Genomic DNA, 23,032 nt, shown 5'->3' with positions numbered 1-23,032 from the left:
GGGTAGGCCCGGTCAGTATGGTCGGAATCATGGCATTGCAGAACACGGTCGTCGAACTGGCCGACGGGACGATCGAGGGTAAGCGCGGACGCGGCCTGGCGAAGGGCACCGTCTCCTGGAAGGGCATCCCGTTCGCGGCGCCCGCCGTGGGCGAACTGCGGTGGCGGGCTCCACAACCGGTCACCCCCTGGGAGGGCGTGCTCGAATGTCACGACTACGGTCCGGTGCCGATCCAGGACAAGCTGTTCACCGCCCGCGGGCCGAACACCTTCCAGCCCACCAGCGAGGACTGCCTGTCGCTGAACGTCTTCGCGCCCGAGGCCGTCGACGACCGGCCGCGGCCGGTGATGGTCTTCAACTACGGCGGCGCCTACATCCTGGGCGGCACGTCCACCCCGATCTACGACGGCTCCTTCCTGGCCCGGGCCCGTGACGTGATCGTGGTGACCGTCAACTACCGGTTCGGCCCGTTCGGCTTCCTGGACCTGAGCGGCTACTCCACCGCCGAGCGGACCTTCGACTCCAACGCCGGACTCAAGGACATGATCGCCGGCCTGGAATGGGTGCAGCGCAACATCGCGGCCTTCGGCGGCGACCCGGACCGGGTGACGGTCTTCGGGGAGAGCGCCGGCGGCTCGGCGGTGCTCGCGCTGCTGTCCACCCCGGCCGCAGAGGGACTCTTCGCCGGAGCCATCGCCCAGTCGCCGGCCGCCGACCTGGTGGTGCGCAAGCAGACCGCGGAGCTGCTGGCCGACGAATACGTCCGGCTGCTGATGGACCCGTCGCGGCGGGCCGGCGCCGAACGCACCGAGCCGCCGCTGGATCCGGCGCAGGTGGCCGCCGTCGTCGACGGTGCGAGCCCGTCGCAACTGCTCAAGGCCGCCCACCAGCTGCTCAAGTTCACCGCCAAGGCCGGGCTCAGTGAACCGATGCCCTTCGCCCCGGTGGTCGACGGACAGTACCTGCCGCTGCCGCCGGTGCAGGCCGCGATGGAGGGGTCGACGCTGCCGGTCCCGCTGATCACCGGCAGCAATCTCGACGAGGGCGAGCTGTTCGCCCGGTTCTGGGATCTGCTGCCCAAACCCACCCACTACCTGGTGGGCGTGCACGACCCGGAGATCAAGGCCGAGATCGACCGGCTCTACCCGGGCAGCAAGGACCAGGTGCGGCTCTCCGCCGACGCCGTGTTCTGGGTGCCGACGATGATCTTCGCCGAGCACCACGGCCGCCGGGCCCCGGTGTACGTCTACCGCTACGACTATTCGCCACCGCTGCTCAAGGCCTCCGGGATCGGCGCCACCCATGCCACCGAACTGTTCGCGGTCTTCGGGATGTACCGACATCCGATCGGGGCGCCGCTGGCGGCGGCCGGGAACTGGCAGGCCGCCAAACAGGTCACCGCCGCCGTCCAGTCGCGCTGGACCTGGTTCGCCCGTACGGGGGTGCCCGCCGAGGACTGGCCGCGCTACTCCGCCGAGAACCGGAAGGTCCTGGTCATCGACAAGCAGCCGCGCGTCCACGACGATCCGGACGGTCCGCGCCGGGCGGCGTGGGAGCGGGTCCACCTGGCTTTCATGGAATCGGTGTGACGCTCCACCGCACGGTCGTGGGGACGATCGCCGTCGCGGCGGCCGCCACGGGACTGCTGGCCGGCTGCGGCGCCGGCGACGACGCCACCGGGTCGTCTGCGACGGGTACTTCTCCCGCCCGGTCCTCTTCCGCCGGTTCGTCCGCCGTAGATTCTTCAACTGCCGAATCGTCGCCGGCGACGGCGGTGGCGCTGCCGCCGCCGTACATCTATCGCGTCGACTGGGTGCAGACCGATGTCGGTCCGAGCCTGCAGATCAAGCCCACGCTCGCGGGCCGGCATACGGGCGGCGAGTCGGCCGGTGCGGAGGCCTGGCAGGAGGTGCTGGCGGCGGAGCCGGACGCGGACACCCCGGGTATGCGCGCCCAGTTCGACTGCCACTGGACCTTCGCCAGGCTGGTGGACCCGGACAAGCCGAGCTGGAACCTCGAACCGGGGCGGCCCGTGGTCGATGACTCGGAGATGATCGCCAGCCGCTGCAACCCGGGCTTCGGCGAGGAAGAGTAGCGGGCCTGCGAGCGGTGCCCGGCGCCCGCCCGGTCAGCTGCGGGCGCGCAGGCCGAACAGCCTGCAGAGCAGGTAGATCACGAACGAGATCGTGGTGACCAGCACCGAGACCGGCAGTTCCGGGGCGAGCGACAGGATCAGCCCGCCCACCGCGGCCAGTTCGGCGAAGAGCACCGACAGCGCCAGCACCACCGTCGGATTGGCCGAGAGCCGGGCCGCGGCGGCGGCCGGGGTGATCAGCAGCGACATGACCAGCAGCGCCCCGATGATCTGCACGCCCTGTGCGGCGGCCAGCCCCACCAGGATCGCGAAGACCACCGAGAGGGTGCGCATCGGCACGCCGGAGGCGGCCGCCACCCGCGGATCGAGGCTGGCGAAGAGCAGCGGCCGGTAGATCACGGCGAGCACCACGACCACCACGGCGGCGGTGATCGCCACCGCCCGCAGCCCCTCGTCGGTGATGCTGGCCGACTGTCCGGTGAGCAGTGCGAAGCCGGTTCCGGTGCGGCCGTGCAGGTGCAGGAAGAGCACACCCAGACCCAGCCCGAAGGCCATCACCACCCCGATCACCGAATCGCGTTCCCGGGCCCGGTTGCCGAGGAAGCCGAAGACCGCCGCCGCCACCACGGCGCCGATCACACCACCGGTGTTGACGCTGATCCCGGCCAGCATGGCCGCGGCGGCGCCGGTGAACGACAGCTCGGAGGCGCCGTGCACCGCGAAGCTCAGCTGCCGGGCGACGATCATCGGGCCCAGCAGGCCGCCGATGAGGCCGAGCAGCGCCAGCGCGATCAGCGAGTTCTGCACGAAGCCGCGGCTGAGCAGATCGGCGGTCTGGTCGAAGTTCCAGAAGTCGCCCATCCGCGCCGCCAGCGGCGTGGAGGCGGCGGTCACCGGACGATCACCGTGCCGGCACCGGCGGCCTCGTCGTAGCCGTGGTCCTCGCAGTGGTGCTCGCTGTCGGCGCCGATCACCACCAGGCGGCCGCCCACCTCGGCCACGTCGACCCGGCTGCCGTACAGCTCGGACAGCGTCGCCGAGGTCATCACCTCGTCGACCGGCCCCACCCGGAAGGCGCCGTCGACCAGGTACAGGACCCGGTCGACGAAGGGCAGCACCGGATTGATCTCGTGGGTGATGAACAGGATCGCGGTGTCGCTGCGCCGGCGCCGGGCGTCGAGCAGATCCACCGCCATCCGCTGATTCTTCAGGTCGAGGCTGGCCAGCGGCTCATCGCAGAGCAGCACCGACGGATCCTTGGTGAGCGCCTGGGCCAGCCGCAGCCGCTGCTGCTCGCCGCCGGAGAGCAGGCCCAGCGGGGAGTCGGCGTACCGCCGGGCGTCCACCTCGTCGAGTGCGGCGTCGACCAGGGCGCGGCGCCGCCGCAGCCCGCGCAGGCCCATGCCCCAGCGGGCGCCGTCCACACCGAAGCCCACCAGGTCGCGTCCGCGCAGCGCCATGGTGTCCGAGTCGTCGGCGTGCTGCTGCGGAATGTAGCCGAGGGTGCCGCGGTGCGAGACCGAGCCGGCGGACAGGGCCACCTGGCCCAGAATCGCCCGCAGCAGGGTGGTCTTGCCCGAGCCGTTGGGGCCGAGCACCGCCACGAACTCGCCGGGCCGCACGGACAGGTTCAGATCACGCCAGAGGACCCGGTCTCCGAGCGTCAGCGTGGCTGACGAGAACTCGACGACCGGGTCGGCGGGGGACTGCGTTGTGCTCATCTAGCCGAGGGCCTGCTCCAGTTGTGTGATCTGATCGCCCTGCCACACCAGGTAGTCGGTAACTCCGGCCGGCAGGGACTCGGTCAGTTCTACCACCGGAACGCCGGCGCGGCGCGCGGTACCGAGCACCGATTCGGTGGCCGGATCCACGGTCTGGGTGTTGTAGATCAGCGCCTTGGCCCGATGATCGGTCAGCAGGTCCGTGAAAGCCGCCATGTCGGCCGCCGACGGCGACTGGCCGTTCTCGATCGCCGCGGTGAAGGCGGCCGGGGCGATGTCCTTCAGGCCGGCCTGCTCGAGCAGGTAGGTGGCCAGCGGCTCGGTCGCGGCCACCTCGGTCCCGTCGTGGGCCTTCTTGATCGCGGCCAGCCGCTGGTTCAGGCCGTCGATGCCGGCGACGAAGTCGTCGGCGTTGGTGCGGTAGTAGTCGGCCTCACCCGGATTGACCTCGGCGAGCGCGTCGGCGATCTTCTCGGACACCTCGGCGACGGTGGGCAGGTCGTAGAAGACGTGCTCGTTCTCGCCGTCGGCGTGATGGTGGTGGCCAGCCTCGCCGTCGTGATCGTCTCCCTCGTGATCGTGCTCCTCGTGCGTGTCGGGGTCCTTGCCCTCGTGCACGGCGCTGGCGTTCACCGAGTGGCCCTCGGCGTCGGCGGCCGCGGTCTCGAAGTAGGCGTCGTAATGCCCGCCGTTGAAGACCAGGACGTTGCCGTCCTTGATCTTCGCGGTGTCGGCGAGGGACGGCTCGAACTCGTGCGGATCGCCGTCGGGCGAGTTGTAGAGCGCGATCACCTCGGCGTGGTCGCCGCCGACGGCACGGGCCACCGAGGCCCATACGTCGGTGGAGGCCACCACGACGGGATGGTCGGTGGTGGCGGCCGGGCCGTCGTCGCTGCACGCGGTGACGGTGGCCAGGGCGGTCACCGCCGCCGCGGCGGCGGCCACGCGAGTCAGGAGCCGGGAACGCATCGTTGAACCTGCTTTCGGGCGTAGCGGAGACCACCGGACGGGCTGCTCCGGAGCAAATGAAAATGGTTACCGATATGAGTGTAGGAGTGGTGGCCCACGTGCACTAATCGTCGATTACGCATGAGTACGCGCCGGCTTTTGCGACCGCGGGCCGCGGCCCGCGGCGCCGATGCCTACCCTGGAGGACATGACCGGTGACCCCATGCCGCGACGGCTGGCACTGATCTCGGTGCACACCTCGCCGCTTGCTCAGCCCGGCACCGGTGATGCCGGGGGCATGAACGTCTATGTGTGGCAGACGGCGACGCGGCTCGCGCGCCGCGGCATCGAGGTGGAGATCTTCACCCGCGCCACCCGCTCGAGCGACGAGCCGCTGGTGGCCGCGGCACCCGGCGTGACCGTCTGCAACGTGGTGGCCGGGCCGTTCGACGGCCTCGACAAACGCGATCTGCCCGGGCAGCTCTGCGCCTTCACCGCCGGGGTGCTGCGGGCCGAGGCCGCGCAGGCCCGCGGCTACTACGACCTGATCCACTCGCACTACTGGCTGTCGGGTCAGGTGGGCTGGCTGGCCCGGGACCGGTGGAGCGTGCCGCTGGTTCACACCGCGCACACCCTCGCCGCGGTGAAGAACGCCTCGCTGGCCGACGGCGACACCGCCGAACCGGTCGGCCGGGTGATCGGCGAACAGCAGGTGGTGGCCGAGGCGGACCGGCTGATCGCCAACACCGCCACCGAGGCGGCCGAACTGACCGGGCTCTACGCCGCCGATCCGGCCAAGGTGGACATCGTCACCCCCGGGGCCGACCTGGACTGCTATTCGCCGGGGGACCGGGCGGCGGCCCGGGCCCGGCTGGGACTGTCCCAGGACGAGACCATCGTGACCTTCGTCGGCCGCATCCAGCCGCTCAAGGCGCCGGACGTGCTGATGGCGGCGATCGCCCCGCTGATCCGTGCCGACGCCGGCGGCGCCCTGCGGCTGCTGGTGGTCGGCGGGCCGTCCGGAACCGGACTCGAACGCCCCGAGGCGCTGATCGAGCTCGCCGCGCAGCTGGGCATCTCCGACCGGGTGACCTTTGTGCCGCCGCAGCCGCCGGCCGAGCTGGTGCAGGTGTACCGTGCCTCGGACCTGGTGGCCGTGCCGAGTCACTCGGAGAGCTTCGGCCTGGTGGCCGTGGAGGCGCAGGCCTGCGGAGTGCCGGTGCTGGCCGCCGACGTGGGCGGACTGAGCGTCGCCGTCGCCGACGGGGTGAGCGGCGAACTGGTGGCCGGACACGACATCGGCCGGTGGACGGAGCGGCTCGCCTCGCTGGTGGCCGACCCGCAGCGGCGCCGGCGCTACGGTGCGGCCGCCGTGGCTCATGCGCAGCGGTTCTCCTGGGAGCACACCGTGGACCAGCTGCTCGAGTCGTACGGGCGGGCGATCGGGGACTTCCCGACGCCCGCGGCACAGGCGTTGCCGCCGGCGTCGGCGCTGTCACGCCGGCGGCGGCGGTGGATCAAGAACCGATCGAAGGTGGCGGGATGACGACCTCGCACGAGGACAATCTGGCGGTCCTGGAGCAGGCCCTGACCGAGTCGGGCATCGATTACGTGCGCAAGGACGCCGGCGGTGCCAAGGCCGAGCACGTGGTGGTGGAACTGCCCGGCGAGCGCAAACTCAAGACCACGGTGCTGCTCACCGCGGGGCCGCACGGGGTGCGGGTGGAGGCCTTCGTCTGCCGCCGGCCCGACGAGAACCACGAGGCCGTGTACCGCTATCTGCTCAAGCGGAACCGGCGGCTCTACGCGGTGGCGTACACCCTCGACAACATCGGGGACATCTACCTGATCGGGCGGATCAGCGTGGACGCGCTGACCCGCGACGAGATCGACCGGGTCCTCGGTCAGGTGCTCGAGGCCGCGGACGGCGACTTCAACACGATCCTGCAGATCGGCTTCCTCACCTCCATCCGGCGGGAATGGGCGTGGCGGGTGGCGCGCGGGGAATCGCTGGCCAACCTGCAGGCCTTCGCCCACCTGATCGACGAGTCCGATCTGCCCGAAATCGGGCCGCTGTAGGGGACTACTCTCTGATGTGACAGCCGGGCGTGGCGGGTGTGCGGGTGACCGGGGTAACCCTGACAACACACATTGTTACGATCGGCTGACCGCAATCATCTACGGAGGGTGTTCATGAGCTTTTCCAGTCCCTACGACGACGTCGAGATCCCGGACGTCAGTCTCTACGACTATCTGTTCGGCACCATCGACGAGGCGGACCTCGACCGCACCGCGCTGATCGACTCCAAGAGCGGCTCGACCACCACCTACCGGCAGCTCGTCGGCCAGATCGACGCCGCCGCCGGTGCGCTGGCGGCCCGCGGGGTGGGCGTGGGCGACGTGGTGGCCATCCTCTCGCCCAACGTTCCGGCGTTCGCCACCGTCTTCCACGGGGTGCTGCGCGCCGGTGCCACCGCCACCACGGTCAACGCGCTGTTCACCGCGCCCGAGGTGGCCAAGCAGCTGCGCGACTCCAAGGCCCGGACCATCATCACCATCTCGGCGCTGGCCCCGGCCGCGCTGGAGGCGGCCAAGGAGGTGGGCCTGCCCGACGCCGAGGTGATCATCCTCGACGGCGAGGGGCAGGCCGTCTCCGGTCACCCGAACGCCGCCGACCTGCTCGGCGCCGGCCTGAGCGCCCCGGATGTGAGCTTCGATCCGGCCACCCACATCGCGGTGCTGCCGTACAGCTCGGGCACCACCGGCAACCCCAAGGGCGTCATGCTCAGCCACCGCAACCTGGTGGCCAACGTGGCCCAGATCCGGCCGCTGCAGGGCCTCACGCCCGACGACGTGGTGCTCGCGGTGCTCCCGTTCTTCCACATCTACGGGATGACGGTGCTGCTCAACGCCTCCCTCGGTGCGCGGGCGCAGCTGCTGGTGATGCCGCGCTTCGATCTGGTCGAGTTCCTCGAGAGCGTGCAGACGCACAAGATCACCTTCGCCTACATCGCCCCGCCGGTGGCCGTGGCTCTGGCCAAGCACCCGATCATCGACAACTACGATCTGTCCTCGCTGCACACCATGCTCTCCGGCGCCGCACCGCTGGACGAGGAACTGGGCAATGCGGTGGCCGCCCGGCTCGACCTGACCATGCTGCAGGGCTTCGGCATGAGCGAGACCAGCCCGGTGACCCACCTGATCCCGTTCGATCGCGGCGAGAAGACCCGCGGCACCATCGCGCCGCTGTCGTCGGTGGGCTGGGCCGTGCCCAACACCGAGAACCGGATCGTCGACCCGGGCACCGGCGAGGACGTCGCCCTCCCGGCCGAGGGCGCCTCCGAGCCCGGCGAGCTGTGGGTCAAGGGGCCCAACATCATGGTCGGCTACCTCAACAACGAGGCCGCCACCGCCGAGACGATCGATGCCGACGGCTGGCTGCACACCGGTGACATGGCCACCGTCGACGCGGCCGGCTGCGTCACCATCGTCGACCGGCTCAAGGAGCTGATCAAGTACAAGGGCTACCAGGTGCCGCCGGCCGAGCTCGAGGCGCTGCTGCTGACCCACCCGGACATCGCCGACGTGGCGGTCGTGGGCAGCCACGACGCCGACGGCGAGGAGGTGCCCAAGGCCTTCGTGGTGGTCCAGGAGGGCAAGACCCTCACCGAGGACGAGGTCATCGCCTTCACCGCCGAGCGCGTCGCGCCCTACAAGAAGGTGCGCCAGGTCGAGTTCATCCCGGCGATCCCCAAGTCGGCCTCCGGCAAGATCCTGCGTAAGGATCTGCGCAAGTAACCGGCCCGCCGCGGCGCCGTGGATCGTGACCCGTCTGCGTCACGATCTGCGGCGCCGTCCGCATCCGGGCCGACCGGGAGTGATCACCGGTGCGGGGACGGACGTCGGAGAGGTCGCGGCGGCGGCGATATGCGAAACTTGGACCCATGAGCAACGGCACCCTGATCCTGATGCGGCACGGCGAGAGCGAGTGGAACGCCTCCAACCAGTTCACCGGCTGGGTGGACGTGGCCCTGACCGACAAGGGCCGCGCCGAGGCCGTGCGTGCCGGGCAGCTGCTCGTCGAGCACGACCTGCTGCCCGACGTGCTGTACACCTCGCTGCTGCGCCGGGCCATCATCACCGCGCAGCTGGCCCTCGACGAGGCCGACCGACACTGGATCCCGGTGGTCCGCGACTGGCGCCTCAACGAGCGCCACTACGGGGCCCTGCAGGGCCTGAACAAGGCCGAGACCAAGGACAAGTACGGCAACGAGCAGTTCATGCTCTGGCGCCGCAGCTACGACACCCCGCCGCCGGCCATCGACCCGGACGCCGAGTACAGCCAGGTGGGCGATCCGCGGTACGCCGGCATCGACGTGCCGCTGACCGAATGCCTCAAGGACGTGGTGACCCGCCTGATCCCGTACTTCGCCGAGACCATCGCCGCCGACATCCGGGCCGGTAAGACGGTTCTGGTTGCCGCACACGGCAATTCGCTGCGCGCGCTGGTCAAGCATCTGGACGGGATCTCCGACGCGGACATCGCCGGGCTGAACATCCCCACCGGCAACCCGCTGCGCTACGACCTCGACGACGACCTCCGGCCGATCACGCCGGGCGGGGTCTACCTGGACCCGGAGGCCGCAGCCGCCGGTGCCGCCGCCGTGGCCGCCCAGGGCGAGCAGAAGTAGCTGCCGGTCAGGGCGTTCGATCGCCTGGACAAGCGTCTGCGCCGTCGTCCGGTATTGGGATACATTGGATCTATGGCTGACGGATCGATCACGGTGACTCATTTGGTGGACCAGGAGCGCTACCGCGCCGACATCGATGAGGACGGCACGACGCTCGAGGTGGGCTACCTCGACTACACCCGCGACGCCGGTCATGCCGACGGCGACCGCATCGCCCTCACCCACACCGTCGTCTACGACCGCTTCGGCGGCCGCGGCTTCGCCGCCGATCTGGTCCGCCACGTGCTCGACGACGTGCGCGCCAGCGGAAACAAGGTGGTGCCGGTCTGCTCGTACGTGGTGCGCTACCTGGAGAAGCACCCCGAATACTCGGACCTGGTGGTCAGCGCCCGCTGATCCGGGCGCGGTCGTTCACATCCGATTCACTCACGCGAACTGCGTGTGAACAGCTGGGTGATCGCACTGTCCCGGCTCGCCATCGTCTCGTGAACCGCCGTACACTGCGGATGTGTTTCAGAGCAGCGGATCCGATCGCCGGCGCCCGGCATCCGCACCCGGCTCGACCGGTCCGGCTCTGGTCGACAACGACGCCCTGACCTTCGGTTCCGACGGTGCGCTCTCCCGCGGCGGTCTGCTGAACCTGCTGGTCACCAACGCCGAATCCGGAATGGCCGTGGTCGGCGAGGATCACTCGGTGGTGCTCTACAACCGCCGGGCGGTGGAACTGGGCATGCTCCGCGATGTGCTGGCCGACCCGATCGCCGAGGCGGTCTCGGAGATCTTCGCCTCCGGCGGAGACCGCCGTTTCGAATTCGTTCCCCCGGTGTCCGCGCTCGGTTTCGTGGCCACCGGCCGCAGCATGCCGCGCACCGTGGAGAACGTGCGCTGCGTGGTCCGGCTCGTCGAGCACGGCACCTCCCGGTACGCGCTCGTCTACGGCGACGACGATTCGACCAACATCCGCGTCGAGGCCACCCGCAGGGACTTCGCGGCCAATGTCTCGCACGAGCTGAAGACCCCGCTCGGCGCCATCAGCCTGATGACCGAGGCGGTACTCGAATCCCGTGACGACCCCGAGGCGGTCGCGCACTTCGGCCGCCGCATCCTCAGCGAGAGCACCCGGATGGGCAATCTGATCAACGAACTGATCGGACTGTCCAAACTGCAGGAGGGTCGTACCGAGGAGTTCGCCGTCGTCGACGTCGACGCGCTCGTCGACGATGTGGTGAGCTCGTCCGCGGTGAGCGCCGAAGTGGCCAAGATCGAGCTGGTCTCCGACGCCGGCACCGGCATGGTGGTCTCGGGCGACCGCACCCTGCTGATGACGGCGCTGAACAATCTCATCGTCAACGCGATCAACCACTCGCCGGTCGGCGAGGTGGTGTCGGTGTCGCGCAGGCTCGCCGAGATCGACGGCAAGCCGATGGCGGCCATCGCCGTCACCGATCGCGGCATCGGCATCGCGCAGGCCGACCAGCAGCGCGTCTTCGAGCGCTTCTTCCGGGTGGACAAGGCCCGTTCCCGGGCCACCGGCGGCACCGGACTGGGTCTGGCCATCGTCAAACACGTCGCCGCCAGCCACGACGGCCACATCCGGCTGTGGAGCCGGCCCGGCACCGGATCCACCTTCACGCTCTACATACCCGTCGGGGACACCCCCGATGTCCCGGACCCGCAGGACCGGACCACCGGGAACCAGCCCCCTGAAGTTTCGCCCCCTGAACCGGAGGATCGCACGCCTTGACGCACGTACTGATCGTCGAAGACGAAGAAGCCCTCGCCGATCCGCTGGCCTTCCTGCTCCGCAAGGAGGGTTTCGAGGCCAGCATCGTCAACGACGGCGCGGAGGCGCTGTCGACCTTCGAACGTGTCGGACCCGACATCGTTCTCCTCGACCTCATGCTGCCGGGAGTGTCCGGCACCGAGATCTGCAAGTCCATCCGGGCGCGTTCGAGCGTGCCGGTGATCATGGTGACCGCCCGCGACAGCGAGATCGACAAGGTGGTGGGCCTCGAGCTCGGCGCCGACGACTACGTCACCAAGCCCTACTCGGCACGTGAGCTGATCGCCCGCATCCGGGCGGTGCTGCGCCGCGGCGCCACCGCAGTGGAGGACGAGGTGCAGTCCGCCGGCGTCCTGGAGGTGGATCCGGTGCGGATGGACGTGCAGCGGCACACCGTGAGTGTGGACGGCACCGAGATCACCCTCCCGCTCAAGGAGTTCGACCTCCTCGAATACCTGCTGCGCAATGCCGGCCGGGTGCTCACCCGCAGCCAGCTCATCGACCGGGTGTGGGGCGCGGACTACGTCGGCGACACCAAGACCCTCGATGTGCACGTCAAGCGGCTGCGGTCGAAGATCGAACCGGATCCCGGCCACCCCCGGCACCTGATCACGCTGCGCGGGCTGGGCTACAAGTTCGAGCCGTGAGCCCGCGCGGGCGGCTCAGAGCTGCTCGTATTTGATGTCACCGTCCCTACGGCCGGCTGCTGCGGCGGTCGCCGGATGGACGGCGACGATTCCCAGCTGCCCGCGCCGCCGGCAGGCCTGGGCCAGTTCGCGGTAGGCCGGTTCGCCGAGCAGCTCGGTCAGCTCCGGCGCATACGAGACGTACACCGGTTCGGCGCCGACGTGCGCCTCCGGCGATCCCGAGCAGTACCAGTCCAGGTCGTGGCCGCCCTCGCCCCAGCCGCGCCGGTCGAACTCGGTGATCGTGGTCTTGAGGATCTCGGTGCCGTCCGGCCGGGTGACCCAGTCCTGCTCGCGGCGCACCGGCAGCTGCCAGCACACGTCGGGTTTGACGGTCAGCGGCTCGAGGCCGCGGCGCAACGCCACCGCATGCAGGGCGCAGCCCTGCCCGGCCGGAAAGCCGGGCCGGTTCAGGAAGATGCAGGCGCCCTTGACGGTGCGCGTCTTCAGGGCCGGCTCGCCGTCGACGTCGGACTCGGTCAGATAGCCGCGTTTGCCGAGCGGATCCTTCCCCGAACCCTTGGCGTAGTACTGCCAGTCGTCCTCGGTGAGCAGGGCCATCCCGGCGGCGAGACGCTCCCGGTCGTCCTCGTCGGTCAGATAGGCGCCGTGCGTGCAGCACCCGTCGGGCTGCCGGCCGGCGACGATGCCGTGACAGGCCGGGGTGCCGAAGACGCACGTCCAATGCGACATCAGCCAGGTCAGATCCACGCTGATCAGATGCTCCGGGTCGGCGGGATCGAAGAACTCGTACCACTCGCGCGGAAAGTCGAGAGGTACTTCCGGGGCCGGCGCGATGGGCAGATCGGGGCCGGCGAGGTGCTCAGACACAGCGCCCAAGGTAGTCGCTTCCCCCCGGCCGATGCGTCCCGGTGCCGGGGTCGCGCTGCAGGGACCGGCCCGCAGGCAGTAGTTTGGGCGCGTGAGGCTTGGAGTGCTCGACGTGGGCAGCAACACCGTGCACATGCTCGTCGTGGATGCTTTTCCGGGGGGACATCCCTCCCCGATGAGCTCCACCAAGGCGGTTCTGCGACTGGCGGAACAGATCGACGACGACGGCCGGATGACCCGCAAGGGCGCCGACTCGCTGGTCGAGACGATCGTCGACTTCCAGCGCATCGCCGATTCCTCGGGCTGCGAGCAGGTGATGGCCTTCGCCACCTCGGCGGTGCGCGATGCGGTCAACACCGACGAGGTGCTCGCCCGGATCAAGAAGGCCGCCGACGTAGACGTGCGGGTGCTCACCGGGGTGGAAGAGGCCCGGCTCACCTCGCTGGCGGTGCGCCGCTGGTACGGCTGGAGCGCCGGGCGCATCCTGGCCCTGGACATCGGCGGCGGTTCGCTGGAGATCTCCAACGGCGTCGACGAGGAACCGGATGTGGCGCTGTCGCTGCCGCTGGGCGCCGGCCGGATGACCCGCCAGTGGATCTCCGAGGATCCGCCGGACCGGCGCCGCATCGCGGTGCTGCGCGACTGGCTCGACTCCGAGCTCAAGGCCCCGGCCAAGCAGCTCCGATCGGCCGGCAAACCCGATCTGGTGGTGGGCACGTCGAAGACCTTCCGCACGCTGGCGCGGCTCACCGGGGCCGCGCCGTCGGGGGCCGGACCACGGGTGCGGCGCACGCTGACCCTCGACGGGGTGCGGCAGCTGACCGCGTTCATCTCCCGGATGACCACCGCCGACCGCGCCGAACTCGAGGGCGTGAGCGCCGACCGCGCCCCGCAGCTCGTGGCCGGCGCCTTGGTCGCCGAGGCCGCAATGCGTGCTCTGGGAGCCGATACACTCGAGATATGTCCGTGGGCTCTGCGTGAGGGTGCGATTCTGCAGCGGCTCGACGCCGAGCCCACCGATACGCTGATCGGAGTCCCGTCGGGGACGCACACCACGTAACTGAGGATGGAGTTGTCACGTATGGGTTCCAAGCGCGATCCCGACTCGCAGCCGATCTCTGTGGAGGAACTGATCGCCCGCAGCAACAGCGACGCGGCCTTCCCCCGATCGGAGTCGATGCGGGTCCGCCCGGCCTCGACCGACGCCGACTCCGGGACGGGGGCGACGGCATCCGGCATGCCCTCGTACACCTCGTCGACTGAGAAGAAGACCGACGAGACGGCTTCGAGGGTGCTCGGCGCCTCCGGGATGCCCGACTACGTGCGGTCGACCAACGCGGTGACCGGCATCATCCCGGTGGTGACCGACGGCGGGGACGACGAGGAGCCGGTGCGTCCGGTTCCCTCCGACGACCTGCTCGGTGAGGACCTGCCCGCGGCTCCGGCCGCAGACGGGGGAGCCGCTGCGGACGCCACCGCTGCGGACGGGTTCACGGCGGACGGCTTCACCGACATCGACGTCGCCTCCACCGGTCCCATCGCACGCGTCGGAGACGGCGACGGTGCCCTGGACGCCGGCACCGTGACCGCCGGCACCGGGGCCCTCGACTCGGGCGTCGACGATTCTGCAGCTCTCGATACTGCAGCTCTCGATGCAGGGTCCCTCGAGACCGGAGCCGCCGGCACCGACGCGGACGAGCCCGCCGGCGACCATCTGGCCAGCGCCGCCGAGGTGGCCGAGGCCACCGACGACGAGAACGCGCTGCTCGCCGCGCAGGACGAGCAGCCGCACGAGCGCGCCGCGATCTGGGGCTGGCTCGGGCTGATCGGCGAAGTGGTGCTGGGCCTGGCCGTGGGCGCCGGCATCTTCTGGGGCTTCACCGTGCTCTGGAAGGAGTACATCTACCTGGCGCTGATCCTGGCCGTCCTGGTGATCTTCGCGATCGTCACCTTCACCTATGCGCTGCGCAAACGGGATCTGCCGACCACCCTGCTCGCGCTCGGCGTCGGCCTGCTGATCACCATCGGCCCGCTCGTCATGCTCGTGTAGGCGGCCGCCGGAGTGCGTACCGAGATACCGATCGGGCTGTCCACCGCCTCGGTGTACCCGCAGAACACCGAGGCGGCCTTCGCGTACGCCGCGGAGATCGGCTACGACGGTGTGGAACTGATGGTCTGGTCCGATCCGGTCAGCCAGAACATCGACCGGGTGGCCTACCTCTCGCAGGAATATCAGGTGCCGGTGCTGTCGATCCACGCGCCGTGCCTGCTCATCAGCCAGCGGGTGTGGGGCCGCGACCCGAAGGCCAAACTGGTCCGCTCGGTGCAGGCCGCCGAGGATCTGGGGGCCGGGACCGTCGTCGTCCATCCGCCGTTCCGCTGGCAGCGCGACTACGTGAAGTCGTTCGACGACCTGGTGCGTTCGCTCGAGGCGCAGTCGGATGTGGCCGTCGCCGTGGAGAACATGTTCCCCATGCGCGCCGACCGCGTCTTCGGGGCGGGGGAGCGGTCCGCGCAGCGGATGGCGCAGCGCGGCGGCCTGCCCGGGCTGCACGCCTCGGCCTTCGGCAAATCCGTCGACCCCACCGACCACGGCTACGCCAACTACACCCTGGACCTGTCGCATGCCGCCACCGCCGGGGTGGACGCGCTGGCGCTGGCCGCCCGGATGGGCGGCGGGCTCAAACACCTGCACCTGACCGACGGCACCGGTGCGGCCCGCGACGAACACCTGATCCCGGGAGACGGCAGCCAGCCGTGCGCCGAGATCTGCCGCGGCCTGGCCGCGAGCGATTTCGACGGCGCGGTGGTGCTGGAGGTGCACACCACCGAGGCCGGCAGCAAAGCCGAGCGGCGGGCCATGCTGACCCGGTCGCTGGAGTTCGCCCGGCGGCATCTGCACCGCAACCTATTGGAGGAAGCCACCGGTGACCAGTCTCGCTGATCTCGCCGCCCTGACCGCGCTCGAGATGTCCGGAGACGGCGCACCCACCGTGCGCTACGCCGCGCACGTCGGCGCCGAGTTCACCATCGGCCCCAAGGTGCACGGCGGCAGCCTGCAGCTGGTGGTGGCGGTCGCCGCGCGGCGCGCACTGCACGACCTGGCCGCCCCGGACAGCGATCCGGCGCTGCTCGACGGCGTGACCGCGCTGTCGGTGAGCAGCGACTATCTCGCCGCCCCCGATCCGGGCGGGATCGAGCTGGCGGTGCGCCCGGTCAAACGCGGCCGCACGGTGAGTGTGCTGCAGGTGGACATCCTCCAGCGCGACCGGGTGATGGTGTCCTCCTCAGTCACCCTCGGCCGGCTCGACGACGGCGATCCGCTGCACCGCGACACCGGCACGCTCGGCGGGCTGCCGGCCGAGCCGGCCGCCGATGCCCTGGCCCTGGAGGGGTCGGTGCTCGAGGAGGTGAACCACCTCGGGGCCGTGCTGGACCTGTCCCTGGACGCCTCGTCGTTCCCGGCGGCGACCGGGGCGACCGGCGCCCCCGAGGTGCGCGGCTGGACCCGGCCCAAGCAGGCCGACCGGCAGCCGCCGGAGACGGCCGTGGACTTTCCGGTGCTGGTGTGCGACATCTCGCCGCCGGTGGTGATGAACCTGGGCATGTTCGGCTGGGCGCCGACGGTCCAGCTCACGACCTATCTGCGGCGGCGGCCCGCACCGGGCTGGCTGCGCTTCGCCGCATCGAGCACAGAGGTGGGGCAGTCGATGTTCGCCGAGGACCACCTGGTCCTCGACAGCACCGGGGCGGTGGTGGCGCAGTCCCGGCAACTGGCCCTGATCCCGCATCCGGCACGATGAACCCCGGCATCCCCCACACCGGTCCCGGCGGCACCGCCGGCGACGACGAGACGAATCAGGACGGTTGAGCACGTGAGTGAACGGATCGCGATCATCGGCGGCGGCAAGATCGGCGAGGCGCTGCTGGCCGGGTTGATCCGGTCGGGCAAGCCGGTCAAGGACCTGGTGGTGGTCGAACGCGCAGAGGCCCGCCGCGCCGAACTGCACGCGGACTACGGCGTCCGGGTGACCGACGATGTGCGCGACGCCGCCGAGACCGCCCAGATCGCAGTGATCGCGGTCAAGCCCGATGCCGTCGACGACGTTCTGCGGGTGCTGGCCCGCACCGACGACGCGGGCGAGAGCGAGCGCATCACGGTCACGGTGGTCGCCGGCATTCCCACCACCCGCTACGAGACGGCGCTGCCTGCCGGGGCGCCGGTGATCCGGGTGATGCCCAACACTCCCATGCTCGTGAACGAGGGTATGAGCGCGGTGAGCGCCGGCCGCTACGCGACCGAGGATCAGGTCGCCGCGGCGGTGGCGATGATGGAGACCGTCGGCCGGGTGATGGTGGTCCCGGAGAAGCAGATGGACGCGGTGACCGCCGTCTCCGGCTCCGGGCCGGCCTACTTCTATCTGATGGTCGAAGCCCTCATCGATGCCGGTGTGGGACTGGGGCTGACCCGCCCGCAGGCCGCTGAACTGGCAGGTCAGACGCTGCGCGGATCCGGCCTGCTGCTCTCCGAGTCGGGCGTCTCCCCGGTGGAGCTGCGGGCCGCGGTCACCTCGCCGGCCGGCACCACCGCCGCCGCCCTGCGGGAGCTGGAGCGGTTCGGACTGCGCCACGCGGTGGGCGAGGCGGCCCGGGCGGCGGCTCACACCAGTGTTCAGGCCGCACGTCGAGTCGACGTTGAGACTTCTCGCTCGAGTCAGCAGGTCGCCGGAGAATTGGGCGTCGACGAGGCCTGACGTCCTCACCTGCACAGATGGCTGCCGATGTGGCGCATCCCACAGCAGCGACCCGCCGATTTAGCCACTCACGTCGCACTATTCACACAAGCCACGTTAAGCTCCTAGCAGCACGTACGTGTCTATGTCCGCCGGAGGGGAAGCCGGTGGCCGCGATGCGTGCACCGGAGGTTTATTTTTTCATGGCTGCAGCAGACAAGCCTGGAGACAGGAACGACTTCGCCGACCGCGGTGTCGCCAATGCCAACGCGAACGGTACGCAGTTCCTGACCGTCGCCGAGGTGGCCGCACTGATGCGCGTCTCGAAGATGACCGTGTACCGCCTGGTGCACAACGGTGAACTGCCCGCCGTGCGCGTCGGCCGTTCGTTCCGTGTGCACGCCAAGGCCGTGCACGACTACCTGGAGACCTCGTACTTCGACGCGGGCTAGTCCCCGCCGGCGGCCTCGCCGCCACCCGAAGCTGTGAGGAGCCTCGACGCTCACCGCGAGCCGGCCTGAACCGTCCACACCGTGGTTCCGGCCGGTTCGCACATGTCCAGCCCGCCGTCTCCGACCGGTCCGGTCGAGCTGGGAGCGACGCCCGATTTCACCCTGCTGCCTGCGGGTCGCTAGAATCGGTCGTCGGATCGCTGTCCGCGGGAGACTCTTGTTCCCGGCGAAGCGAGTTGGCCGCTCCCGGCGGCGGCCGCACCGACCACCAGCACGATCGTGAGGAGACCCCCGTGGGTTCAGTGATCAAGAAGCGCCGCAAGCGCATGTCGAAGAAGAAGCACCGCAAGCTGCTTCGCCGCACGCGAGTCCAGCGTCGCAAACTCGGCAAGTGATCGATTCGCAGAACCCGCCCACCGGGCGGGTTCTGTCGTCTCCGGGTTAGCCTTGAGCCATGTCTGAGGAGATCTCCGCGGCCACACCGCCCCGGTCCGTCCTGGTGACCGGGGCCGCCACCTTCCTGGGTGGCTATCTGGTGAGCCGGCTCGTCGACAATCCGGCGATCGAGCGGGTCGTCGCGGTCGACTCGCGGGTTCCCAGCAAGGCGATGATGCGCCGGATGGGCCGCGCGGAGTTCCTGCGCCTGGACATCCGGCGCCCGGCGATCGCCAAGGCCATCGCCGGCTATGAGGTGGACACCGTTGTGCACGCGGCGCCGTCGATCATGGACAGCGCCGCCCACTCGGCCGCCATCAAAGAACTCAACGTGGTCGGCTCGATGCAGGTGTGCGCGGCCTGCCAGCGCAGTCCGTCGGTCAAGCGGCTCGTCCTGCGCTCGAGCGCGATGATCTACGGCGCCACCGCCAAGGATCCGGTCGCCTTCGCCGAGGGCACCCGGGCCCGCCGGGAGCCGCGGCGCGGTTACGGTCGCGACATGCTCGACGTGGAGGGCTACGCCCGCGGGCTGGCCCGGCGCCGTCAGGACATCGAGGTGACCATTCTGCGTCCGCAGGGCATCCTGGGGCCGCAGCTGGTCACCCGGATGAGCTCCTACCTGTCCATGCCGCTGGTGCCGGTGGTCTTCGGCCACCAGGCGCGCCTGCAGTTCCTGCACGAGGAGGACGCGCTCCGTGCGCTCGAACACGCCACCTGCCGTCCGCAGGGCGGCACCTTCAACCTCTCCGGCGACGGAGTGGTGACGCTGGGCCAGGCGATCCACCGGGCCGGACACGTGCAGCTGCCGGTTCCGTCGGGCCTGCTGGTGCCGCTGGTCGGGGTGCTCCGCGATGCGCGGCTGCCCACCATCCGCTCCGACATGGAGGACTACCTGGCCTTCGGCCGGGTGCTCGACACCACGCGGATGCGGACCGAGTTCGGCTTCGAGCCGCGGTACACGACGATGGAGACCCTCGACGACTTCATCGATCGCGGCCGCACCCAGCCGGTGATCAGCCCGCAGACCTGGCGGTCGCTGCAGGACCGGGTGGTGGCCACCGCCACAGCGCTGCAGTGATGTGGTGGCGCAGGCTCGGAACGTAGAATGAATCGCAACGTACGGACGCATGACGGGGGGAGCGAGCACGTGGCATCGCAGGGTAAGCCGGCGGATCCGCGAACCGCGAAGGTCATCGCGCTGTATACCGCTGAGCCGCAACAGAGTTCGCCGATCCGTCCGCAGACCGTCGAGAGTGCGGACGGGGCCGCGGTGGTCCCGATCAAGCGGGAGCTGATCGCCGCCGACGAGCCGACCGCGCCGATCGAGCCGGCCCGGAACTCACCGCTCTTCTCGCTCGCCGGGCTGCGTCACGCCGTCGCCGATTCGCTGATCGCCACCTCGGGCTTCATCCGGGAGCGGATGACCGGCGAGTACACCGTCGACGACTTCGGCTTCGATCCGCACTTCACCGAATCGGTCTGGTTCCCGGCGCTGCGGCCGATCTACCAGAAGTGGTTCCGGGTGGAGGTCAGCGGCATCGAGAATCTGCCCTCGCAGGGCGGCGCGCTGCTGGTGGCCAACCACGCCGGCACCATCCCGGTGGACGCGCTGATCACCTCGCTGGCGGTGCGCGACAACCATCCCGACGGCCGCTATCTGCGTCTGCTCGCCGCCGACCTGGCCTTCGAGACGCCGGTGGTGGGCGATCTGGCCCGGCGCACCGGTGCCACCCTGGCCTGCAACGACGACGCCGAGGCGCTGCTGCGCAAGGGCGAGCTCACGGCCGTCTGGCCGGAGGGTTTCAAGGGCATCGGCAAGCCGTACAAGGACCGCTACCGGCTGCAGCGGTTCGGCCGCGGCGGCTTCGTGACCACCGCGATCCGTACCGAGGCGCCGATCATTCCGGTCTCCATCGTGGGCTCGGAGGAGATCTACCCGATGATCGCCGACCTCAAGCCGCTGGCCCGGGCGCTGGGACTGCCGTACTTCCCGGTGACCCCGCTGTTCCCGTGGCTCGGCCCGCTCGGGGCCATCCCGCTCCCGGCCAAATGGCACATCCACTTCGGCCGGCCCATCGACACCTCCGGCTACGGCAGTAGCGCCGCCGACGACCCGATGGTGGTCTTCGACCTCACCGACCACGTCCGCGAGGAGATCCAGCAGACCCTGTTCCGGATGCTCTCCCGCCGCGGCAGCGTCTACTTCGGCTGACCCCGGCCGACCGTTCGACGCCGAACGCGACACCGGGACTGATACGCGCGCCTGCACAGGCGCGCGTTCCGGTTCGCGTGTCGCGTACGGGGCCGGTCAGTCGGCGGAGCGCTGACGCAGGAGCTTGGCGCCCACGGCGGCGGTGCCGCCGGCCGCACCCAGCACGGCGGCGGTGGTGACGCCGTACTTGGCGGCCTTGCGGGCGGTGCGGAAGTCGTACGACTCCCAGCCGCGCACCTTGGCCACCTCGCGCAGATCCGAATCCGGGTTGATGGCCACCGCGGTGCCCACCAGCGAGAGCATCGGGACGTCGTTGTACGAGTCCGAGTAGGCGGTGCAGCGGCGCAGGTTCAGCCCCTCGCGGACGGCCAGCGCCCGGATGGCGTGCGCCTTGCCCGGGCCGTGCAGGATGTCGCCCACCAGCCGGCCGGTGAACACCCCGTCCACACTCTCGGCGACGGTACCCAGCGCTCCGGTCAGGCCCAGCCGGGTGGCGATGGTCTGCGCCAGCTCCACCGGGGTCGCGGTCACCAGCCACACCTGCTGGCCGGCCGCCAGGTGGCGCTGCGCCAGGGCCTGGGTGCCCGGCCAGATCTTGTCGGCGATGTACTCGTCGTAGATCTCCTCGCCGAGGCTCACCAGCTCGGCCGTGGACCGGCCGGCGATGAACGAGAGGGCCTTGTCGCGGCCCTCGGCGACATCGTCCATGTCCTCGCGCCCGGTCAGCCGGAACTTCGCCTGCTGCCAGGCGAACTGCATGATGTCGTTGTACGAGAAGTACTTCCGCGCCGCCAGGCCGCGGGCGAAGAGCACGATCGAGGCGCCCTGCACGAGGGTGTTGTCGACGTCGAAGAAGGCGGCGGCGGTCAGGTCGGTGTGCTCGCCGTCCGGGTCGTCCGGGATGTGCTCGTGCAGCGACTCCACGGCGGCGGCCGCCGCGGCCTCGCCGGCCAGCGTCTGGCGCAGCTCGGAGGCGCTCTGGCGCACCCGGCCGGCGCGTTCGGCCAGCCACGCGCTCACCCGGCGGCTCTCGATCTCCTCGGCGGTCAGCTCGGGCTCGGCGGGGCGGTCCCCGGCCGGCCGCGCCTCGGTGTGCTCGCCGGATTCGAGGCCCTCGGGGTCGGGTTCGTCGGGCAGGGAGACGTCGTGGTTGCGGTGCTCGGGCTCAGCCGACGACGGCCAGGAACGGCCGCCGTCTTCCGGTTCGGGGTCTTCGCGGCTCACATCGTCCAGATTAGCCTGTGCCGTCGGCCGCTGCGCCGCGGCGACGGCGGAGACGATCGCCCGCCTCGCGTGCCGGGGCACGTCTCGCGCCGCTCGTCGGGCACTCGTTCAGACAGTGGAATCCGGTGTTCACAATGCGACGCTCGTCGGCTGTGTCGCTATTGTTCTGCCTCATGACAGAAGCCTCCGAGCCGTCCGAGCAGACCGCTACCGTCCCCGCGACCACCGGGGAGACGCCGGTTCCCGACGCGGACATCGGCCCGCAGCGCAACAGCTTCATCCGGGTCGTCGGCTCGTCGATCTTCATCAGCCGCTGGCTGCAGGCGCCGCTCTACCTGGGGCTGATCGTCGCGCAGGCCGTGTACGTGGTGGTCTTCTGGAAGGAACTGGTCCACCTCGTCACCGACTTCGATCACCTCGACGAGACCCACGTCATGCTGGTGGTTCTGGGCCTGGTGGACGTGGTGATGATCGCCAACCTGCTGATCATGGTGATCATCGGCGGCTATGAGACCTTCGTCTCGCGGATCCGGATGGACGCCCACCCGGACAAGCCGGAGTGGCTCTCGCACGTCAACCCGAACGTGCTCAAGGTGAAACTGGCGATGTCGATCATCGGCATCTCCTCGATCCACCTGCTCAAGTCCTTCATCAACGCCGCCAACATCCCGTCCGAGCAGCTGATGTGGCAGACCATCATCCACATGGCGTTCATCGCCTCGGCGATCGGGCTGGCCTACGTCGACTGGATCTCCGCCAAGTCGGCGGCGCTGTCCAACGGTGCGCACTGACCGTGCCGGTCACCGGACACGCCCGGTGACCGGCGCCGGTGCGCCTGGTAAGACGGGGCTATGACCGTCACCCCCTCGACCCCCGGACCCGATGTGGTGCTGCTGACCCGGGCCGGCTGCGCGGCCTGCGCCACGGCGCTGACCGTCCTGACCGCCGTCCTCGCCGATTACGGTCTCGCGCCGCAGGTCCGCGACGTGGACCTGCTGGCCGAAGAAGGCGACCGGATCACCCGCGCCGAATACGGCGACCGGCTGCCGGTGGTGCTGCTCGACGGCGCCGAGCACAGCTACTGGGAGGTCGACGAGGCACGGCTGCGCGCCGACCTCGACGCCCGCCGCTGACCGCCCGCCCGGGCGCCGGCAGAGCGATTGTTCGGTCGATACCGCCGGGTTGATGGCGGGCCCGGCCGGCGGTGAACTACGCTGTCTT

The 23,032-nt window shown here is 70.2% G+C and carries 25 protein-coding genes; 20 read left to right on the top strand and 5 right to left on the bottom strand.

Annotated features, from left to right (window positions below; genetic code table 11):
* The first annotated feature begins 29 nt into the window (after positions 1–29).
* Complete coding sequence (locus ACJMNC_RS12870) at positions 30–1,589, top strand: carboxylesterase/lipase family protein (protein WP_408948347.1); 1,560 nt, start codon at positions 30–32, stop codon at positions 1,587–1,589.
* The gene (locus ACJMNC_RS12865; RefSeq protein WP_408948346.1) at positions 1,586–2,095 is read left to right on the top strand and encodes a DUF2599 domain-containing protein; all 510 of its coding nucleotides are present in this window, start codon (positions 1,586–1,588) and stop codon (positions 2,093–2,095) included. The genes ACJMNC_RS12870 and ACJMNC_RS12865 overlap by 4 nt, the downstream gene beginning before the upstream one ends.
* Before the next feature lie 33 nt (positions 2,096–2,128).
* Here the strand turns inward: ACJMNC_RS12865 and ACJMNC_RS12860 are convergent, their stop codons facing one another.
* The 3 genes from ACJMNC_RS12860 to ACJMNC_RS12850 are packed head-to-tail and all read right to left on the bottom strand — an operon-like array spanning position 2,129 to position 4,785.
* Positions 2,129–2,956, bottom strand: a complete 828-nt coding sequence (locus tag ACJMNC_RS12860) for a metal ABC transporter permease (RefSeq protein WP_408948365.1) — start codon at positions 2,954–2,956, stop codon at positions 2,129–2,131.
* Positions 2,957–2,985: 29 nt separating this feature from the next.
* Positions 2,986–3,816 (bottom strand): metal ABC transporter ATP-binding protein, encoded by an 831-nt coding sequence (locus ACJMNC_RS12855; protein WP_408948345.1) that lies wholly within the window; start codon positions 3,814–3,816, stop codon positions 2,986–2,988.
* On the bottom strand, positions 3,817–4,785 hold the full coding sequence (locus ACJMNC_RS12850) for a metal ABC transporter solute-binding protein, Zn/Mn family (RefSeq protein ID WP_408948344.1): 969 nt from the start codon (positions 4,783–4,785) through the stop codon (positions 3,817–3,819). It abuts the gene before it with no gap.
* Positions 4,786–4,972: 187 nt separating this feature from the next.
* On the opposite strand from ACJMNC_RS12850, the gene mshA reads away from it, so the two are divergent.
* The 7 genes from mshA (at position 4,973) to ACJMNC_RS12815 (ending at position 11,885) form a co-directional block, all read left to right on the top strand.
* Entirely contained in the window at positions 4,973–6,310 is a 1,338-nt protein-coding gene (mshA, locus tag ACJMNC_RS12845; protein WP_408948343.1) for a D-inositol-3-phosphate glycosyltransferase, read from the top strand.
* Positions 6,307–6,843 carry a YbjN domain-containing protein gene (locus ACJMNC_RS12840; protein ID WP_408948342.1) on the top strand — a complete coding sequence of 179 codons (537 nt, stop codon included), beginning with the start codon at positions 6,307–6,309 and terminating at the stop codon, positions 6,841–6,843. Before mshA ends, ACJMNC_RS12840 begins: the two co-directional genes overlap by 4 nt.
* Before the next feature lie 114 nt (positions 6,844–6,957).
* A complete protein-coding gene (locus ACJMNC_RS12835; RefSeq protein WP_408948341.1) occupies positions 6,958–8,562 on the top strand; it encodes an AMP-binding protein in 1,605 nt (534 codons plus the stop codon).
* A 146-nt stretch (positions 8,563–8,708) separates the two neighbouring features.
* On the top strand, positions 8,709–9,455 hold the full coding sequence (locus ACJMNC_RS12830) for a phosphoglyceromutase (RefSeq protein WP_408948340.1): 747 nt from the start codon (positions 8,709–8,711) through the stop codon (positions 9,453–9,455).
* Positions 9,456–9,527: 72 nt separating this feature from the next.
* Positions 9,528–9,851, top strand: coding sequence for a GNAT family N-acetyltransferase (locus tag ACJMNC_RS12825; protein WP_408948339.1), 324 nt, complete (start codon positions 9,528–9,530; stop codon positions 9,849–9,851).
* Positions 9,852–9,963: 112 nt separating this feature from the next.
* Positions 9,964–11,199 (top strand): sensor histidine kinase, encoded by a 1,236-nt coding sequence (locus ACJMNC_RS12820; protein ID WP_408948338.1) that lies wholly within the window; start codon positions 9,964–9,966, stop codon positions 11,197–11,199.
* The gene (locus ACJMNC_RS12815; protein WP_408948337.1) at positions 11,196–11,885 is read left to right on the top strand and encodes a winged helix-turn-helix domain-containing protein; all 690 of its coding nucleotides are present in this window, start codon (positions 11,196–11,198) and stop codon (positions 11,883–11,885) included. Before ACJMNC_RS12820 ends, ACJMNC_RS12815 begins: the two co-directional genes overlap by 4 nt.
* Positions 11,886–11,900: 15 nt before the next feature.
* Here ACJMNC_RS12815 and ACJMNC_RS12810 read toward each other — a convergent pair whose 3' ends face one another.
* Positions 11,901–12,722 carry a hypothetical protein gene (locus ACJMNC_RS12810; RefSeq protein ID WP_408948364.1) on the bottom strand — a complete coding sequence of 274 codons (822 nt, stop codon included), beginning with the start codon at positions 12,720–12,722 and terminating at the stop codon, positions 11,901–11,903.
* Between the two features lie 124 nt (positions 12,723–12,846).
* On the opposite strand from ACJMNC_RS12810, the gene ACJMNC_RS12805 reads away from it, so the two are divergent.
* From ACJMNC_RS12805 to ACJMNC_RS12765, 9 genes are all read left to right on the top strand, one after another.
* Complete coding sequence (locus ACJMNC_RS12805) at positions 12,847–13,815, top strand: hypothetical protein (protein WP_408948336.1); 969 nt, start codon at positions 12,847–12,849, stop codon at positions 13,813–13,815.
* A 21-nt stretch (positions 13,816–13,836) separates the two neighbouring features.
* Positions 13,837–14,805, top strand: a complete 969-nt coding sequence (locus ACJMNC_RS12800) for a hypothetical protein (RefSeq protein ID WP_408948335.1) — start codon at positions 13,837–13,839, stop codon at positions 14,803–14,805.
* Positions 14,806–14,817: 12 nt separating this feature from the next.
* Positions 14,818–15,699: a sugar phosphate isomerase/epimerase family protein gene (locus ACJMNC_RS12795; RefSeq protein WP_408948334.1), complete on the top strand. Its 882-nt coding sequence runs from the start codon at positions 14,818–14,820 to the stop codon at positions 15,697–15,699.
* Positions 15,700–15,724: 25 nt separating this feature from the next.
* The gene (locus tag ACJMNC_RS12790; protein WP_408948363.1) at positions 15,725–16,558 is read left to right on the top strand and encodes a thioesterase family protein; all 834 of its coding nucleotides are present in this window, start codon (positions 15,725–15,727) and stop codon (positions 16,556–16,558) included.
* A 72-nt stretch (positions 16,559–16,630) separates the two neighbouring features.
* The gene (gene proC / locus ACJMNC_RS12785) at positions 16,631–17,509 is read left to right on the top strand and encodes a pyrroline-5-carboxylate reductase (protein ID WP_408948333.1); all 879 of its coding nucleotides are present in this window, start codon (positions 16,631–16,633) and stop codon (positions 17,507–17,509) included.
* 182 nt (positions 17,510–17,691) lie between these two features.
* Positions 17,692–17,940, top strand: coding sequence for a helix-turn-helix domain-containing protein (locus ACJMNC_RS12780; RefSeq protein WP_408948332.1), 249 nt, complete (start codon positions 17,692–17,694; stop codon positions 17,938–17,940).
* Positions 17,941–18,233: 293 nt separating this feature from the next.
* Positions 18,234–18,335 carry a 30S ribosomal protein bS22 gene (locus tag ACJMNC_RS12775; RefSeq protein WP_003402602.1) on the top strand — a complete coding sequence of 34 codons (102 nt, stop codon included), beginning with the start codon at positions 18,234–18,236 and terminating at the stop codon, positions 18,333–18,335.
* Between the two features lie 59 nt (positions 18,336–18,394).
* Positions 18,395–19,453: an NAD-dependent epimerase/dehydratase family protein gene (locus tag ACJMNC_RS12770; RefSeq protein WP_408948331.1), complete on the top strand. Its 1,059-nt coding sequence runs from the start codon at positions 18,395–18,397 to the stop codon at positions 19,451–19,453.
* 69 nt (positions 19,454–19,522) lie between these two features.
* A complete protein-coding gene (locus ACJMNC_RS12765) occupies positions 19,523–20,587 on the top strand; it encodes a lysophospholipid acyltransferase family protein (RefSeq protein WP_408948330.1) in 1,065 nt (354 codons plus the stop codon).
* A 96-nt stretch (positions 20,588–20,683) separates the two neighbouring features.
* Here ACJMNC_RS12765 and ACJMNC_RS12760 read toward each other — a convergent pair whose 3' ends face one another.
* Complete coding sequence (locus ACJMNC_RS12760) at positions 20,684–21,811, bottom strand: HAD family hydrolase (protein ID WP_408948329.1); 1,128 nt, start codon at positions 21,809–21,811, stop codon at positions 20,684–20,686.
* 173 nt (positions 21,812–21,984) lie between these two features.
* Here ACJMNC_RS12760 and ACJMNC_RS12755 point away from each other — a divergent pair, with 173 nt between their 5' ends.
* Together ACJMNC_RS12755 and ACJMNC_RS12750 are read left to right on the top strand one after the other, a co-directional pair.
* Positions 21,985–22,602 (top strand): TIGR00645 family protein, encoded by a 618-nt coding sequence (locus tag ACJMNC_RS12755; RefSeq protein ID WP_408948328.1) that lies wholly within the window; start codon positions 21,985–21,987, stop codon positions 22,600–22,602.
* A 60-nt stretch (positions 22,603–22,662) separates the two neighbouring features.
* On the top strand, positions 22,663–22,944 hold the full coding sequence (locus tag ACJMNC_RS12750) for a glutaredoxin family protein (RefSeq protein ID WP_408948327.1): 282 nt from the start codon (positions 22,663–22,665) through the stop codon (positions 22,942–22,944).
* The last annotated feature ends 88 nt before the right edge of the window (positions 22,945–23,032 follow it).

The organism is Gordonia sp. VNK21 (genome assembly GCF_046098115.1).
Classification (GTDB): Bacteria; Actinomycetota; Actinomycetes; order Mycobacteriales; family Mycobacteriaceae; genus Gordonia.
The sequence above is the reverse complement of the archived record's forward strand: the minus strand, read 5'-3'. Positions and strand labels throughout refer to the sequence as shown.

Excerpts from the sequence above, each read along its gene's own strand:
- ACJMNC_RS12870 (WP_408948347.1), top strand. The coding sequence starts at position 30 with ATGGCATTGCAGAACACGGTCGTCGAACTGGCCGACGGGACGATCGAG.
- ACJMNC_RS12860 (WP_408948365.1), bottom strand. The coding sequence starts at position 2,956 with ATGGGCGACTTCTGGAACTTCGACCAGACCGCCGATCTGCTCAGCCGC.
- ACJMNC_RS12855 (WP_408948345.1), bottom strand. The coding sequence starts at position 3,816 with ATGAGCACAACGCAGTCCCCCGCCGACCCGGTCGTCGAGTTCTCGTCA.
- ACJMNC_RS12850 (WP_408948344.1), bottom strand. The coding sequence starts at position 4,785 with ATGCGTTCCCGGCTCCTGACTCGCGTGGCCGCCGCCGCGGCGGCGGTG.
- mshA (WP_408948343.1), top strand. The coding sequence starts at position 4,973 with ATGACCGGTGACCCCATGCCGCGACGGCTGGCACTGATCTCGGTGCAC.
- ACJMNC_RS12840 (WP_408948342.1), top strand. The coding sequence starts at position 6,307 with ATGACGACCTCGCACGAGGACAATCTGGCGGTCCTGGAGCAGGCCCTG.
- ACJMNC_RS12835 (WP_408948341.1), top strand. The coding sequence starts at position 6,958 with ATGAGCTTTTCCAGTCCCTACGACGACGTCGAGATCCCGGACGTCAGT.
- ACJMNC_RS12830 (WP_408948340.1), top strand. The coding sequence starts at position 8,709 with ATGAGCAACGGCACCCTGATCCTGATGCGGCACGGCGAGAGCGAGTGG.
- ACJMNC_RS12825 (WP_408948339.1), top strand. The coding sequence starts at position 9,528 with ATGGCTGACGGATCGATCACGGTGACTCATTTGGTGGACCAGGAGCGC.
- ACJMNC_RS12800 (WP_408948335.1), top strand. The coding sequence starts at position 13,837 with ATGGGTTCCAAGCGCGATCCCGACTCGCAGCCGATCTCTGTGGAGGAA.
- ACJMNC_RS12790 (WP_408948363.1), top strand. The coding sequence starts at position 15,725 with ATGTCCGGAGACGGCGCACCCACCGTGCGCTACGCCGCGCACGTCGGC.
- ACJMNC_RS12780 (WP_408948332.1), top strand. The coding sequence starts at position 17,692 with ATGGCTGCAGCAGACAAGCCTGGAGACAGGAACGACTTCGCCGACCGC.
- ACJMNC_RS12770 (WP_408948331.1), top strand. The coding sequence starts at position 18,395 with ATGTCTGAGGAGATCTCCGCGGCCACACCGCCCCGGTCCGTCCTGGTG.
- ACJMNC_RS12755 (WP_408948328.1), top strand. The coding sequence starts at position 21,985 with ATGACAGAAGCCTCCGAGCCGTCCGAGCAGACCGCTACCGTCCCCGCG.
- ACJMNC_RS12750 (WP_408948327.1), top strand. The coding sequence starts at position 22,663 with ATGACCGTCACCCCCTCGACCCCCGGACCCGATGTGGTGCTGCTGACC.